This is a genomic window from Legionella nigrisilvae (genome assembly GCF_977063395.2).
Genome location: NZ_CDRUGZ020000011.1, coordinates 514,841 through 531,085 on the forward strand (window position 1 = coordinate 514,841; position 16,245 = coordinate 531,085).

Sequence of the window (16,245 nt, forward strand, 5' to 3'; positions counted from 1 at the left end):
ATGTACGCAAACCAACTAGAATCGAATTTATAATAAAAGGTAAAGGTTTTATCGGTGAAATTAGAAAGAGCTCCTTCTAAATGGAAAAGAAGGAGCAAAGAGGATGACTCAAGACATGCACTGTAATTCGGGGTAATTTTGCAAAATTACTTTATACAAATTCCGGTTTGCTTTAATAATCTCGTCACCGAGTCTAGACTTAGGATTTCCCTCCCCTCCCTTACCATTTAAAGCAACTACAGTAGTCACATTATTGCAGGGTTGCCAAAAATACATGACCCGAAACCCTAAGGTACTGCCTTTATACACCCAAAAACGTTGCTTCAGATCTTTATCGTAAAGATATCCCACACCCAAGCCAAATCCAGAAGGATCGTTTTCTGTCACTGTAGGAATAGTTTTTCCTGTTTTCATTGATACAACAGACTCTAATTCGGCTAGAATCCGCTCTCTGAAAATCGGCTTAATTAATGTGCCATGATAAAGCTGTTGAACCCACCGAGCGACATCTTCAGTTGTACCCACAATGGCACCCGCAGCTCCAGCCCAAGAGAGATCATTACTTAAAGTATCAATTAGTTTATTCTCTGCTTCATCATAAAAATATCCATGAACTCTCCGAGCCTCAATCGATTTTCCTAGAGACTGACCATCAGGCCCAGCCAAATAAAACATATCATTTAAACCGTTTTGAGAATTAAGAATTCGCAATTTTAATTGGTTGGCAAAAGTATCATTGGTTACTTTTTCTATAACTAAAGCAGCTAAAATATAATTAGAGTTTGAATATTCAAAAAGATTTCCCTTTTTCGTCTCAAGTGGTTTTTCCGGATGGGCATACTTAAGTAACTCTTCATCAGTCCAAACGGCATCCAAATGAGACTCCATTTTCTTAGAAAATTCATCATCTGCAGAGTAATTGGGGATCCTGCTGGTCATGTTTAATAGCTGTCTTAAAGTGACATTTTTCCAATTAGGATATTGTGGTAACCATGTTCCTAAATGATCATCTAAAGACAATTTATTTTCAGTTTGCAATTGCAGAATAATCAACGCCGTAAATGATTTAGTAATACTACCAATATCAAATAAATTGCTTGGAGTAATAGGTTGGGATAGAGGAGGATATCCCATAGTCCCGTGCAACACCGTTTTGATTTCTTTTTGGTAATTGGTTTGATTCTGAGGAATTAAAACAGAGGCTGCAATAGCAGTGAATTTTTCTTTTTGATTGTACTTTGTATAATAATCATCAATTACGTTCTGTAATTGAGCTGTAATATTAGAAGTTGCCTCTGAAGCAGCGAACAATATTGGCGAAATCAAAGAAGGAATTAAGCCTAACCCCAGGAGTATTGATTTTAATTTCATAAGATACCATCCTTGTTACATAAAAAATTTCTCTCCTATTAATTCAGTATGTGATTTAATACGAGCTTACATCTGCAGGTTAATATTCTAAATCAACCTGCAGTCCATAAGTGGTTATCAGCTAGTTGCCTGTGCTCTAATTTTTAACTGTTCTAAAGCATTGTTAAGACGGGTTAATGCCCTTTCTTTGCCTAATAAAGTTAATGTCATATCAATAGATGGTGACATACTCGAGCCAGTTACGGCTACTCGTAAAGGTTGGGCTATCTTCCCCATATTGATATCAAATTTTGCACTGACATCATTAATGCATTCTTGTAAATGATCTTTTTCCCAGGAACTTATCTTGTGCAACTGCTCATAAAGTGCGGTCAATGGCTCCAGAATCACCGGACGTAAATGCTTTTTTACCGCAGCTTCATCGTACTCAATCGAATCAGTGAAAAAGTATAAACTCATTTGACACATTTCATTCAAGTTTTTGCACCGCTCAGCTTGAATAGAAACCAAATCAGTCAATTTAGGTCCATTGGATATATCAATTCCCGCCTGCTCAAAATGCCAACGCAAGGACTCAGCAACATCCTCAACTGGATCATTTTTTTGATAATGTTGATTTAACCAATATAATTTCTCATAGTTAAAACTGGAAACACCACGACTTACATTTTTCAAATCAAAGCGCTCGATCATTTCATTGATGCTGAAAATTTCTTGATCCCCATATGACCAGCCTAAACGAACTAAATAATTTAACAACGCATGGGGTAAAACACCTAATTCTTTAAATTGCAATACACTGACAGCACCATGCCTTTTAGACAAACGTTTACCATCTTCCCCTAAAATCATAGGCAAGTGAGCGAATACGGGGATAGAGGCGTTCAATGCCTGAAACAGATTAATTTGTCGTGGGGTATTGTTAATGTGATCATCCCCGCGAATTACATGGGTAATGTTCATGTCCGCATCATCGATAACCACAGCAAAATTATAGGTTGGATGGCCATCAGAACGCACCAAAATCAAATCATCCAACTCATTATTGGCTACATGAATTTCGCCATATACTTCATCGTGAAAGGATACAGTTCCGTGCTCCGGATTTTTAAAACGGATTACAAAAGGCTTATCCGATAAAGGCAAATTTTTATCTCGACAATGACCATCATAACGAGGTTTTTCTTTGGCAGCTAATTGTTCCGTTCGTAACGCTTCCAAACGTTCTTTGCTGCATTCACAACGATAAGCTTTTCCTTCGTCCAAAAATTGTTGCGCCACCTGGTTGTATCGCTCATAACGCGCCGTTTGATAATAAGGACCTTCAGCATAATCCATACCCAACCAAGCCATACCATCTAGAATAGCTTGCACCGATTCTTGAGTAGAACGTTCCTGATCGGTGTCCTCTATGCGCAAAATAAATTCACCATGATGGCGTTTTGCATAAAGCCATGAAAATAAAGCAGTTCTTACCCCACCTACATGTAAAAATCCAGTTGGGCTTGGTGCAAATCGGGTTCTAACAGTCATAATCTGTTCCACATTGTAAGGAATAAAATAATCGGGCTATAATAACTGACTTTGCAGCCTGGGTGAAGCAAGTCACTTGATATTGTACAATCATTTCAGGTTACACTATGCCCTACTCAGGCTAAAATATAAGTATTACTCGAACTATTGGTGAGTTATCTTGAAACGCATTGGTATTAAGTATCAACTGAGAATTACCACCCTAATTCCAGCCTTTCTAGTCGCCCTGCTCCTCGCTATTTTTTATAATGGACTATTTGGTAATGACTTAAAGCAACACATGTCCCGATTAGGAGAAGCGTATATCCGCCAACTATTACCTGCAGCACAATATGCTATGCTGCGGCGTGATGATCGTACTTTACAGGGTTTAATTAATGCATCCACCATCAATCCCGAAGTAATCGCACTTGCCTTTTACAGTAGTGATGGACAATTACTTGCATATCGCGGTGGAAAACACTCTTTGAATAAACCGTTTGATCCCCCTAAATTCACGGGAGATTACATTGAAAGCAAACAAATAAATCCTTTTACGATTAATTTTATTGCACCCGTTACTATTCCAAAATTCAATCTTTATTCCAGTTCCCCTTTCAAGAAGCTCTTAAGCCCCATGGCCACCCGGGCGGATGACATTCTAGGATGGTTATCCATCGATATTGATACGCGTTCTATGATAATAAAACGCTATCAAATGCTCATCGTTACCATCTTTATTACCTTATTTGGTTTGCTAATGGGACTAACCATTCACTATTTTCTTTCCAAACGTATTTATTTACCTATTTCCCGTTTACGTCGAAGTATGAAGCAAATTTTACGGAATGAATTTGAAACCGAAATTAAAACAACAAGTCCAGGTGAGTTAGGCATTATTGAGCAAGGTTGTGCTCATTTGCAAAAAAAATACCTCGAAACAATCCGGGATTTGAATCAACATATTGAAGTTGCTACTGAAGATTTACAACAAAGTCTCGAACTGCTGGAAGAAAAAAATATTGAACTCTCACTTGAAAAGAAGAAAATTGAAGAAAAAAGCCGGCAAAAATCAGAATTTATTGCCAATATGAGCCATGAAATCCGTACACCGATGAATGGAGTAATTGGATTCACCAATGTTTTATTGGAAAGCAAGCTTGATCCATTACAATTGGATTATGTAAAAACGATCAAAGCCTCTGCCCAAGATTTATTAGGAATAATTAACGACATTCTCGATTTTTCCAAAATCGATGCCGGAAAACTTCATCTAGATTGCATTCCGTTAAATATTCGTCACTGTATTGATGAAGTTCTTACTCTTGCAGCGCCCACTGCTCATAAAAAGGGAATTGATTTAATTCCTATAACCGATGTCAATGTACCCAAAATTATTTTAGGCGATCCTTTTAGGATCAAGCAATTTATTACTAATTTGGTGACCAATGCGGTTAAATTTACCGATCATGGTTATGTGTTAGTTCGCACAAAAGTAGAGCAAGAAACAGATAAGGATTACACTTTAAGTATCACAATTACCGATACAGGTCTGGGTATTTCTCCTGAGGATCAAAGTAAACTATTTACAGCCTTTAACCAGGCAGATACAAGCATTACGCGTCGATATGGCGGCTCGGGTCTTGGTTTGGTCATTTGCAAAAAACTTTGTGAAGAAATGCATGGCCGTATTTCTTTTACCAGTGAACTCAATAAAGGCTCAAGCTTTACTGCTCAGGTCAAAGTTGAAAAGCTGGCTGCTTATGAAATAGAAAAGAATCAAATACACCCCTTCGCTCAGTTTAAAATGTTGTGCTTTGATGATAATTCACTGCATTTAGAAGCGCTTTGTAATGGTTTAGGTTATTGGGGAATACAATGTGTCGCGGTCAACTCCTTTAATCGTCTTGCGAAGGCTCTCGAGAATAACAAAGACTGTAAAATTGCATTTCTCAATATTAACAAAGGCTATGAACAAAAAATTGGCAAACTAATCTCAGAACATAATTATTTCCCCTATGTATTGGTTTCTAAATGGCTTATTAATGATTATACCGCGCTTGGAGCTCAAGGATTTTTATATAAGCCAATTAGTATTCAAAAACTTCAAGATGTAATTGAATCGCTTACCAGCTTAGAAAATGTTGAAAAACCAACAAATCATGAATTGGATAGCCTAAGGGAGCAACTACGTTTTATGCGGCTTAATTTGCTCATTGCAGAAGATAATCCAGTGAACAAAATGCTTCTTAACTCGCTATTAGGTACTCATGCAAACATGACTGCGGTAGACGACGGTGAGATGGCTGTCTCGGCTTGTAATGACAAAAAGTATGATCTCATTTTACTTGACTTACAAATGCCTAAAATAAATGGATTAGAAGCGTCTCGGCTCATTCGTCAAAAATCACAACTTAATCGGCATACCCCCATTGTTTTAATCAGTGCAAATGGAAGAGATGTGAATAGTATTGACTTGAAAAAATCGGGCGTCGATTTTTGCTTGCAAAAACCTATTGATGAAAAACAATTACTCACCCAAATCATTCGAATCGCTGATAAAGCAAAACATGCTGCGATTGATTGGCAATTATGCGTACAGAAAGTTTCAGGAAATCAAGCGTTGGCAGAAGAGTTTCTTGCGCGTTTTGTGGAAGAATTACATCAGAACCGAGAAGAATTCATTCAATTAATGCATGATAAAAACATTAAAAAATTAGGAGAAGCGGCTCATAAACTTCATGGAGCATGTTGTTTTTCGGGCGTGCCAACATTACAGAAAAAAGTAGTTCATGTAGAAAAACTGGCTGCACATGCTGCTTCAATTGAAGAGTTGGCTACTCCTTTTGCAGAATTAATTCAAAGCATTGATGCAGTGATAAATGAATATGAAAATCAAAAAATAAGAATTTAAAAGTTTACTTGTCTCATTTGAACGTACATAGAAGTAAATGGAGATAAGCAATGACCTTTAACCAGGAGAAAGAATGACTATAAAAAATGCGATATATGCTCAATCTGGTGGTGTAACAGCTGTGATTAATGCCTCTGCATGTGGTGTGCTGCAAACTGCTCGGTTATATCCTCAACACATAGGCAAAGTATACGCCGCTAAAAATGGAATTATCGGTGCCTTACACGAAGAACTTATTGATACATCCCTTGAGAGTGATGCCGATATTGCCAAATTATTGCAAACACCTTCTGGAGCATTCGGTTCCTGTCGTTACAAACTTAAAGATGAAGGTGCAGAATATGAGCGTCTGATTGAAGTATTTAAAGCTCATAATATAGGTTATTTTTTCTATAATGGTGGTGGGGATTCACAGGATACAGCCCATAAGATATCGCAATTAGGGACAAAAATGGGATACCCAATTACGTGCATTGGAATACCCAAAACCGTTGATAATGATCTTCCTTATACCGATGCTTGCCCAGGGTTCGGTTCGGTCGCCAAATATGTAGCTATTTCAACCAAAGAGGCAGGTTTTGATGTGGCTTCTATGGCTGCCTCATCGACCAAAGTTTTTATTCTTGAAGTGATGGGACGTCATGCAGGATGGATTGCCGCAGCAAGCGGATTGGCCAGCCAACAACCTGATGAGCCTCCCCACATTATTTTATTGCCTGAAGTCCCTTTCCAACAGGCAAAATTCCTGAGTAAGGTTGATGAATGTGTCAAAACATATGGTTATTGTGTCATTGTCGTGTCAGAAGGAATTCGTAACACAGAAGGTAAATTCTTAAGTGATGCAGGACTTCGTGATGCATTCGGACATGCTCAATTAGGTGGTGTAGCACCAGTCATTGCTCAGCTCATCAAAACTGAACTCAATTATAAATACCACTGGGCCGTTGCAGATTATTTACAACGTGCTGCTCGTCATATCGCTTCAAAAGTGGATCTAGAACAAGCCTATGCGCTTGGCAAAGCTGCAGTAGAATATGCAATAAAAGGTGATAATGCCATCATGCCCATCATTATCCGTGAGCAAGATGAGCCCTACAAATGGTCTATTGGACAAGTACCATTGGCTAAGGTCGCAAACCAAGAAAAAGCGATGCCAGCAGAATATATCGGAACTGATGGTATGAGTATTACTGATGCGTGTAGAAAATACTTGTCTCCCTTAATTCAAGGAGAAGCATACCCGGACTACATTAATGGGTTACCTGATTATGTTCGTTTGAAAAATCAATTAGTCCCCAAAGTACTTAAATAAATTAAAAGAAAGCCTGGGTGTAGCGGCAGCTAAGTCCAGGTTGTCTTATGTTTGAATTGATCCGCTTTACAATCCCGTGCCCTATCTAATAATTTATTAAAAAGTCTCATTCTTAAATTAAGCAACCAACCATCACATCTGCTACAATTAAAATAAAGGCGAGTAAAGAGGACTTCCTTTTTTAGCCAGGGCAGGTTGTATTTGGCCTAAATGAGTTGTAAATTATTGATAAATGGCATTTTATTTGCATTTTTATCGTTGTACCAATCATTAGGAGCAGATAATGAAAGAAAAAGGCTTTACTTTAATTGAATTAATGATAGTGGTAGCAATAGTTGGTATTCTTGCAGCAATTGCTATCCCTGCATATCAGGATTACGTCGTTAGAGCTCGTGTGACAGAAGGATTAAGTCTCGCCTCCTCCGCAAAGACTACGATCTCTGAAAATGCTTCAACTGGTTCTGCTACCTTGGACTTAGGTTGGAGTGCACCCCCAGCTACAGCGAGTGTTGCAAGTGTTGCTGTTACACCAGCTACTGGTGTAATCACTGTCACTTATACAGCTCTAGCTAATAACGTTGTCTTAACTTTAACTCCCACAGCGAATGGGAACCCTCTGGTTGCCGGTACACCACCCACTGCACCAATTACCTGGGCTTGTGCGGTGAATAATGCCGCCAATAACCGATACGTTCCTGCAAACTGCAGAATTTAATCGTATCTTGTTTAAAAAGCCGCTTGATGGCGGCTTTTTTATTATAAATTAACTAAGAGTTGTATATGTCACGTAAGAATCGGATTGTAGAATTAGTAAATCAAGAATTCGTTCCTGTTTATTTAGATGTCGAAGATGAATCAGCGAATCATCATGTTCCTGAAGGGGCGCAAACTCATTTTAAGCTGACTGTTGTTTCTTCTCGATTTATTAATTTATCGCGAGTTGCACGACATAGAATGTTAAATCAATTGCTCAAAGAAGAATTTGATCATGGATTACATGCCTTAAGTATGCATTTATTTACTCCAGATGAATGGGAACGCAGAGGAAACATTGTTTTGATTTCCCCAGTATGTAAAGGTGGTTTAAATAAAGAAAATAAAAATCCGTAATTGTTTTAAGTACTCTTTAACGTCAAAATGAAAACGGCATATTTTTTGCTTTTTATTCATGAGGTTAGGAAACCTATTTTATAATCTAAAAGGATTGAAAATGAAAATAGAAGCATACAAAGCACAATTTTTCGAATTTACCGAACAAGCTATGAAATTACGCGATCATTGCAAATCAAAAAATGATTTACAACAAAAAATAACGAGGCTAAGCGGTAAAGCCGTGGAATTTTATAAAGAGAACAGCGATCACAGAGAATCCGATTATCAATTAAAAATAAAAATTTTTCTCGAATTCGATAATCTTTTAAAAACCATTAAAAGAGAGTGTTTATCTCCATCCAAAGAGAAAGGGAAATTCTTTGCATGTCCCAAACAAATAAAGGTGGATGAGTCTAATGAGAAAGTGTCCAGTTTGGATCACTCCATAACTCTATAATTTTAAAGATTATCGACAGGTTTTTAGCTATTGATACAACTTAAATTTTAACCGTCAAAAACCTGTCTATAGGAATATGATAAAAAAGATTCCACTTGTTCTGTGAAGATATAATATCTTCAGGAGTCGCTTACTTTACATAAAAGTAACAAAGGTTAACTCTTTATGATAAAATAAACAGTAACGTCCTTCACCAACTTCCTATATAATGCCTTGCATTTTAATAAGTCGTTTTAATTAATGAACAATTGGTCTTCTGAAAAAATATCTGTATTTGCTCTAATCTTACTCATTACGGGTGCAATTGACAGCATTAGAAATCTGCCGGGTACTGCCCTATTTGGCTCTTCATTAATTTTTTTCTTTATCTTTTCAGCAATTGTTTTTTTAATTCCTGTTGCGTTAGTAGCTGCTGAATTATCCTCTACATGGTCTGATGAAGAAGGTGGAATTTATAGTTGGGTAAAACATGCGTATGGCGAAAACTTAGCTTTTTTTACTATTTGGTTGCAATGGATCAATACATTAGTCTGGTACCCAACTATTTTATCCTTTATCGCAGGGGTGTTAGCTTATTTAATCAATCCTGAATTAGCCCAAAATAAATACTATCTCATCACAGTGATCTTAGTAATATTTTGGTCATTAACCCTAATCGCTTTATCTGGCTTACGCGCCTCAGCACACTTTGCTGGTCTTTGTGCCATATTGGGAATGATACTTCCTATGGGCTTTATTATTGTTTTAGCACTGATTTGGGTCCTTAAAGGAAATCCTATCGCAATAGATATGAGTTTTTCTCATTTAATACCGCACTGGAAAGACAGTCAATCCTGGGTATCGCTCACCGCAATTATGACTTCGTTCTTGGGTATGGAACTCGCTGCAGTCCATGTTCGTAACGTACATAAGCCACAAACTAATTTTCCGCGGGCAATGTTTTTCTCTGTGCTGCTCATTTTAACCACAATGATTTTTGGTTCTTTAGCTATCGCTTTCGTACTCCCAAAAGAAAAAATTAGTCTAATTGATGGGGTACTCCAAGCCTTTAATAACTTTTTTCAAGCTTATAATCTAGAATGGCTGTTGCCAATTCTTATCGCATTACTCCTCTTAGGAAGTTTAGGCAGTATGATTAATTGGATCATATCACCTGCTAAAGGTCTACTGATGGCAGCCAATCATAATTTTCTTCCCAAGTTTATGTGTCAATTAAATAAACGAGGCATGCCTTCGCGAATATTAATCATGCAGGCTATTTTAGTAACCCTTTTATGCAGTGGTTTTCTCCTATTTCCTAGTGTCAATGCCATCTATTGGTTATTTACTGCTCTAAGTACCGAACTCTACATCATGATGTATGTTCTCATGTTTATTGCAGCTTGGAAATTAAAAAGCAAGTACGCCCACCTTGAAAGACCTTTTGCGATCCCAGGGAAAAAATTAGGTTATTATTTGACATGTATTTTAGGCTTATGTGGATGTAGTATGACCCTAATCGTAGGTTTCATCCCGCCAATAGAATTTATGAACTTTGGTAGTGCCGCTCACTTTCGCCTGGTTTTTTCTTTAGGAATCCTCATGATGATGATCCCCGCATTTATACTGTACTGGCGTAAAAGATATCTCACTAATCATAAGACGGGCGTGGTTAAAGCGGAATCGGGTTTGAGATAGGATAAAAACCCACTCCGGTTCCGCTACGCTCCACCCATGCGACTTTATTCCTTTGTTATAGCTCATCCTTTTCTTCTAAGGGTATAACTCGAGCCTCATGCTCTAACATAACTGGAATATCATCGTGAATAGGAAAAGCCAGTCGATCAAATTTACAAATAAGTTCTTGCTTCTTTAGCAATAACTTTCCCTTACATAAAGGACACACTAATATTTCCAATAATTTTTTATCCACAAAATTTCTCCTATGAGCTTAAGTCACTTTATTCCGTACATATACAGGTTGCGCTTCAGCAGCTGAAAGCGGTTTTTGCCCAGAACTCTGAGCAAACTGAATCATGGCTGCTGCAGAAGGGTTGATGGTTATTTTATCACTGATGTGGGACTTAATTTCTGAAGTAAAATCATTCCAATATAGATCTATTCCCACTCCTGCAAGAATTACTGAGTGATTCTCAGGGAGGTGAAGCTCTTTAACTGGATTAACGTGCTCCCCTGCTTCCCACTGATTCTCAGCAAAATAAGCCCAATACACCTCATGCATACGTGCATCTAACACCGTCAATACCGATATATGGTTTGTTTGTTTTTGCTGGCGAACTGACCAAGCAATTGCGGCAAGGCTACTCACAGGAATCAATTGCAAGTCATTCGCATAAGCCAAACCTTTTGCAATACTGCATGCGATGCGTAAACCGGTAAAACTACCAGGGCCTCGACCAAATACTATGCCGTCTAGCTGATTCATTTGTAAACCAGCGTTCACCATCAACTTATCGATCATCGGTACAATAAATTGTGCATGTGTTTTTTGATTATTTTGTTCTTCACAAAATAACTCTTCCCCAGTAAACAAAGCCACGCTAGCAGTCTCTGTAGATGTATCAATCGCTAACAGTTTCATAATCCAGCTCTAATTCTTTAATAAAGTTAAGTACCTTTTGTTCATCGCGAGTTTTCGGTAATTGAGGTAAGCTGGCCAAAATACGACCACCGTAATCTCTACTGGTCAAGCGAGGGTCCGCAATCATTAGAACACCTTTATCTGTATTATCACGAATTAAACGTCCTACACCTTGCTTTAAAGCAATTACTGCTCCAGGTAAAGATAACTCGTCAAAACCCGACAGGCCTTTTTCCTTTAAATAAGCCATTCTCCCACGAACTACCGGATCCGCTGGGCTAGAAAAGGGTAATTTATCAATAATAACACATGAAAGAGCTTCACCTTTAACATCCACGCCTTCCCAAAAAGTAGCAGTCCCCAATAAAACGGCATTGCCCAATTGCCTAAAACGCTCAAGTAAAATGGGTTTTGCTTCGGTTCCCTGAATTAATAAGGGATATTTTAAAATATTGCCCATCATTTGAGCAACTTGTTTTAACGCTTTATGACTGGTAAACAGAACAAAGCAACGCCCGCCCAGAGCTTCAATTAGAGGAATAGCACGAGATACTAATAATTCATAATAAGTTGAATCCTTAGGATCAGGTAATCCTCTGGGTAAGTATAATAAGGCTTGTTGTCGATAATCAAAAGGACTCGGCAATAATAGAGTCTTGGCTTCAAACAATCCTAAAGGCTTACAAAAACAATCAAACGAATCTGCTATGGTTAAAGTTGCGGACGTAAATACATACGTACTGTCTTGGCGCTTGAGTAGCTCACTAAATGGTTCAGCCACATCATAAGGAGTAACATGAAAAACTAGCGTATGTTTAAAGCGCTCGAGCCAACGTATTTTATTATTACTATCTTGAGTAAAAAATAATAAGACCCGAGTTAACTCCAGCAAACGTTCTTTACAACGCGCAAGACCAGGGAATTCGGCAAGTGAGAGATCACTGAAGCACTCCAACACCTTGTCTTTTAATGCTAACCACTCATTCCACACACTCATAAATGATTTGTTATTTTTTAATTCTTCCCAGCTTATTCGATCATCTATTCCCGGCAAGCTAGTCAACAACTCATCCATTAACGTATCTGCTTTATGACTTAATGCTTTTAAAGGTTGATTTGCAAGATCTACAGCAGGCCATTCTTTAATAAGATCATCTAATAAATCACGAAATTGACGCGTGCCAATTCGCTCGCCATTAAAATGCGTGGCTATTTCAGCCAGCTGATGCGCCTCATCAAAAATAATTACATCCACACCCGGCAATAACTCTCCAAATCCCTCTTCTTTCAAGCGTGAATCAGCAAAAAAGAGATGATGATTTATAACGACTACATCCGCATCCAATGCACGTTTACGAGCCTTGAGCAAAAAACAGGTATCATGATTTGCGCATTCAATACCCAAACAATTATCTACAGTTGAAGTCACAAAAGGCCAAACCGGAGAGTCTTCACTTAACTCAGGTAATTCAGATCGATCACCGTTTTTCATTTGCGATAATTTACTGCGAACATGTGCGATTTCGTGGGCACATTGTGGGCTTTGAAATTGCCCTTCTTCAGAGTGCAACTCCACACGATATTGACATATATAATTCGATCGCCCTTTGAGATTTTGGATGCGCGCAGATAGGCCCAAAGCTCTTACTAAAGTGGGTAAATCTTTTTGATAGAGTTGATCTTGTAGTGTTTTGGTTGCTGTAGAAATTAGCGCTTTTTTTCCACTTAACAAACAAGGAAGTAGGTAGGCAAAAGTCTTACCAGTTCCAGTCCCTGCTTCAGCAATTAAAATTGACTTATCTTCAATTGCTGTAGCAATTGCTACAGCCAAATCGGACTGTGGCTTTCGCGCCACAAATCCAGGAATGGCAGTGGAAAGTCTTCCTTTTTCACTGAGATATTGCTGACAAGATTCAGCAAGCGAATTGATTTCTACCACTCTTTTTGTAAGTACTGAAGTTTATCCTTAACCTCTTCCCAATCCTTGGCGTCAGGCGGTCCATCTTTTTTAGCAGTAATATTAGGCCATGTTTTAGCCAGTTCCGCATTTAATTCTTTAAATTGCTGTTGTTCGGAAGTTAAATCATCTTCAGAAACAATTGCATTGACTGGACATTCAGGTTCGCACAACGCACAATCAATGCATTCATCAGGATGAATCACCAAAAAGTTCGGTCCCTCGTAAAAACAATCCACAGGACATACTTCAACACAATCAGTGTATTTGCACTTGATACAACTTTCTGTTACTACAAAAGTCATGATAACCCTTTCTTATACTGGAAATAGTCAATATTAAATCATAAAACAGACTATTTAAGATAGTAGTTTTCTTAGGAATTACATCCTCTCAAAGGCTTTTGATAAGCTAAAATACGGAACAACTTTTGTTATAAATTTTGAAAAGTCGAATTGATGCAATTATTGCCTGCCCTACTCATATTTCTTGAAAGACAAAGAGGACTATGTTGTAATTTTACGCAATTTTTCAAATTACTGGTGGGATTGATATTTAAAGTTTCAGTAATTTATTTCTGAACTTCTCAAAAAAGAAATGAATTTCTCATAGTAAAAAATATTAACTCTATCTTTTCTGATTTTTTGACGTTGGAGTACCCCCATGGGATTAAGAGTAGAACCAATTAGCGCGAAACACCGAAGGCTAAGAAGATTAATACAAGAATTTAATAAAATACCAGCCGAAGATGTAGTTCAACGTTTATTTCAATTACAGAAGATCAATTATTCCATCAATTCAACCCCTATATTTGAGGGTGAGTACAAGTGGCTCGCAGCAACCGATAAAGATAGTTGGCAAGCTCATCTGAAAGCTTTTGGAATAAATCCTGACGGCTCGTTTTTTTTTAAAGGATTTCAATTTGCAAAAGCAGTAGCACAGCAAATAGATGCATCTGAAATAAAGATGATGGAACCCCGAGAAGATCTCTATGAGCTGATGCAAAAACGTGACACATTATTAAAAAGTGGTGAACCGTTTTCTCAAGTAAAATCGCAATTTTTGGCCATAAGTTATCGTCTTAATCAATTGGCTGAAAGGGATACCATTCTGAAAAAAAGCCTGGATGAGCATAAGCAAATTTTACGCCTTGCCAAAAGAAAAATTAGTGCAATCAAAGGCGAAAGCGATCTGCAAAGCTCTGAGTATAAAACAGAACCTCTAGGCGAGAAACATGTCAATAATTACAATTTCAAATTCAAAATGAAACGTTGGAAAGATCTTGTGATTCGAGTAGAAGATAGAAACGATTTGGGTTTCGAACAAGATCTCCATTCTTTTCCTGTAGCAAAGTATTTCATCAATGATGCTGCTCTGTTTATGATGCAATTCAAAACAGAAGATAATAAAGAAATTGAATACAAACCTGTTGTAATAAGTCAATTTGCTGAACAGGGAAGTTTGGTTGACGTCGCGAAAAAATTAAAGGGACAGTCACAACAAACCATTGCGGCAATAACTAAATATTATTTCAGTCAGATTAATGACTTTTGCCTTAAACTTCAACAAGCCGGTGCTTATCATCCAGATATCAAATTAACTAATTTTTTGGTCCACAAGAACAAACTGCTGGTGAGCGATCGCAAAACTTTTGTTCGCTCTCCAAAACCACTTGCCAATGACCTGCGCAGCACTCCGCGATATGCTCCCCCGCAATATCTTGCCTGTCTCGATGATGAATGTGAAAATTACACACCTACAGCGCGGACGACACGAATTGACGTAAAACAATTAATGTCCTATCAGATAGGTAAAGCCCTCAAAGAATTTCTGATCGTGACCCAACTTGGTAGATTACCAGAGAAATCCCGTGAGGAAAAAAGTAATGTCCTTGCTCATTTTCATAAACCCTATCGTGCCATAACTAACTTGACCATCCTTGTTGACGAACTAACGCGTTTTGAAGAAGGGAAAAGGCTTACTATCGAACAGTTCCAAAGACTACTTCCCTATATTAATCATGAGACCGACTTTTTCTACCAACAACTTGAACAGGAACTGTCTGCGAAAAGTTTAGGTATTGAGCAAGAGTTACATGAGGTTAAAAAACTTCTATATTCCCATGAGTTTGAAGGTATAAACTATTTAGAACGAGCAAACGTAGTTTTTTCTGCCATTTCAGACCGTTATCCTAGCGAGCCGCGTTTAAACTATATTGCGGAAAAGTTAGCAACCAAATGTTATCAAAATTATTCGAAAAAATATTTCTCTGAAATTTCTCAAGAAATTGAAACCGCCCTTTTTACCCAGGATTGGAACTCTGCAAGTTGGTGGCGACAAATGATCCATACTCTCTCCTTTGGCTTTTTCAGGGTTGCAAGAGTAACCACAGCAGACAAGATCGAAATTTCACTCGATTTTAATGATCAAAACTTTCAAACTCATTTTATTCAATTTGAGTTCTTACCCGCAGAAGAACTCGATAGTTTGGGACTCACAGAAGCAAAAAACTTTAAAGAATACTTTAAAGTCCATTTGGATGAGATACGAGAATTAAATAACAAGGAATCAATTCGCGAGGAAGAGGAAGCTGTAGATGAAACCGAAGCAACCAAAGTTTCCCAATCCCATGTGCTTAAAAAAGAAAAGGAAGAGGCAGAGGAATCAGATGAGGATCTTTTACCCTCTGAAACTAGAATTATAAAGGATGTTGCTACGAAAAAGGATACTAAAAACTCAGAAGAAGACTCTACTTCCATACAAAGCTCTACTGCTGTACCTCCCACTGAACCCCAAAAGGTTGCGTCTCCAACTGAAGAAAAAACGCAGCATACCAGGAAGGATTCAGTTACTCTTGCAGAAAATTATAGATTTTTCCAGGCACTTGCAAAGGCCTATAAGGACGTAGACGACCCACAAAGAAAATCTGCCCACCGAGTCCCCTCCACGCTTTTTCGGGGCGAGATAGGCTCACGCCATCCAAGAGTTGAGGACATTTTTAAAACAAACAGCCAAGAACACGTAAGTGTTAATGCACGTAATTAAATAA

At 37.9% G+C, this 16,245-nt stretch carries 13 protein-coding genes; 7 read left to right on the forward strand and 6 right to left on the reverse strand.

The features are described from left to right. Positions 1 to 108: 108 nt before the first annotated feature. Both ACWTE2_RS02315 and gltX read right to left on the reverse strand, forming a co-directional pair. Positions 109 to 1,371 carry a serine hydrolase domain-containing protein gene (locus ACWTE2_RS02315; protein ID WP_454783976.1) on the reverse strand — a complete coding sequence of 421 codons (1,263 nt, stop codon included), beginning with the start codon at positions 1,369 to 1,371 and terminating at the stop codon, positions 109 to 111. 117 nt (positions 1,372 to 1,488) lie between these two features. Next, the gene (gltX, locus tag ACWTE2_RS02320) at positions 1,489 to 2,904 is read right to left on the reverse strand and encodes a glutamate--tRNA ligase (RefSeq protein ID WP_182390958.1); all 1,416 of its coding nucleotides are present in this window, start codon (positions 2,902 to 2,904) and stop codon (positions 1,489 to 1,491) included. Positions 2,905 to 3,061: 157 nt separating this feature from the next. On the opposite strand from gltX, the gene letS reads away from it, so the two are divergent. From letS to ACWTE2_RS02350, 6 genes are all read left to right on the forward strand, one after another. Continuing rightward, the gene (letS, locus tag ACWTE2_RS02325) at positions 3,062 to 5,797 is read left to right on the forward strand and encodes a two-component system sensor histidine kinase LetS (protein ID WP_454784430.1); all 2,736 of its coding nucleotides are present in this window, start codon (positions 3,062 to 3,064) and stop codon (positions 5,795 to 5,797) included. A gap of 73 nt (positions 5,798 to 5,870) precedes the next feature. After that, positions 5,871 to 7,109, forward strand: a complete 1,239-nt coding sequence (locus ACWTE2_RS02330) for a 6-phosphofructokinase (protein WP_182390959.1) — start codon at positions 5,871 to 5,873, stop codon at positions 7,107 to 7,109. A 283-nt stretch (positions 7,110 to 7,392) separates the two neighbouring features. Then, positions 7,393 to 7,824: a pilin gene (locus ACWTE2_RS02335; protein WP_454783977.1), complete on the forward strand. Its 432-nt coding sequence runs from the start codon at positions 7,393 to 7,395 to the stop codon at positions 7,822 to 7,824. A gap of 65 nt (positions 7,825 to 7,889) precedes the next feature. Beyond that, on the forward strand, positions 7,890 to 8,219 hold the full coding sequence (locus tag ACWTE2_RS02340) for a BolA family protein (protein ID WP_454783978.1): 330 nt from the start codon (positions 7,890 to 7,892) through the stop codon (positions 8,217 to 8,219). Between the two features lie 100 nt (positions 8,220 to 8,319). Continuing rightward, a complete protein-coding gene (locus ACWTE2_RS02345) occupies positions 8,320 to 8,658 on the forward strand; it encodes a hypothetical protein (protein WP_454783979.1) in 339 nt (112 codons plus the stop codon). Positions 8,659 to 8,898: 240 nt separating this feature from the next. Next, positions 8,899 to 10,335: an APC family permease gene (locus ACWTE2_RS02350; protein WP_454783980.1), complete on the forward strand. Its 1,437-nt coding sequence runs from the start codon at positions 8,899 to 8,901 to the stop codon at positions 10,333 to 10,335. 55 nt (positions 10,336 to 10,390) lie between these two features. Here the strand turns inward: ACWTE2_RS02350 and ACWTE2_RS02355 are convergent, their stop codons facing one another. Genes ACWTE2_RS02355 through fdxA form a run of 4 tightly spaced genes read right to left on the reverse strand, consistent with a single transcriptional unit; the run spans position 10,391 to position 13,501 of the window. Continuing rightward, the gene (locus tag ACWTE2_RS02355) at positions 10,391 to 10,570 is read right to left on the reverse strand and encodes a Trm112 family protein (protein WP_182390963.1); all 180 of its coding nucleotides are present in this window, start codon (positions 10,568 to 10,570) and stop codon (positions 10,391 to 10,393) included. Positions 10,571 to 10,588: 18 nt separating this feature from the next. Then, complete coding sequence (gene tsaB, locus ACWTE2_RS02360; RefSeq protein WP_454783981.1) at positions 10,589 to 11,239, reverse strand: tRNA (adenosine(37)-N6)-threonylcarbamoyltransferase complex dimerization subunit type 1 TsaB; 651 nt, start codon at positions 11,237 to 11,239, stop codon at positions 10,589 to 10,591. After that, positions 11,220 to 13,178: a DNA repair helicase YoaA gene (gene yoaA / locus ACWTE2_RS02365; RefSeq protein WP_454783982.1), complete on the reverse strand. Its 1,959-nt coding sequence runs from the start codon at positions 13,176 to 13,178 to the stop codon at positions 11,220 to 11,222. Before yoaA ends, tsaB begins: the two co-directional genes overlap by 20 nt. Beyond that, the gene (gene fdxA, locus ACWTE2_RS02370; protein WP_182390966.1) at positions 13,172 to 13,501 is read right to left on the reverse strand and encodes a ferredoxin FdxA; all 330 of its coding nucleotides are present in this window, start codon (positions 13,499 to 13,501) and stop codon (positions 13,172 to 13,174) included. The genes yoaA and fdxA overlap by 7 nt, the downstream gene beginning before the upstream one ends. Before the next feature lie 358 nt (positions 13,502 to 13,859). Here fdxA and legK7 point away from each other — a divergent pair, with 358 nt between their 5' ends. Continuing rightward, entirely contained in the window at positions 13,860 to 16,241 is a 2,382-nt protein-coding gene (gene legK7 / locus ACWTE2_RS02375; protein WP_454783983.1) for a LegK7 family Dot/Icm T4SS effector kinase, read from the forward strand. Positions 16,242 to 16,245: the final 4 nt, after the last annotated feature.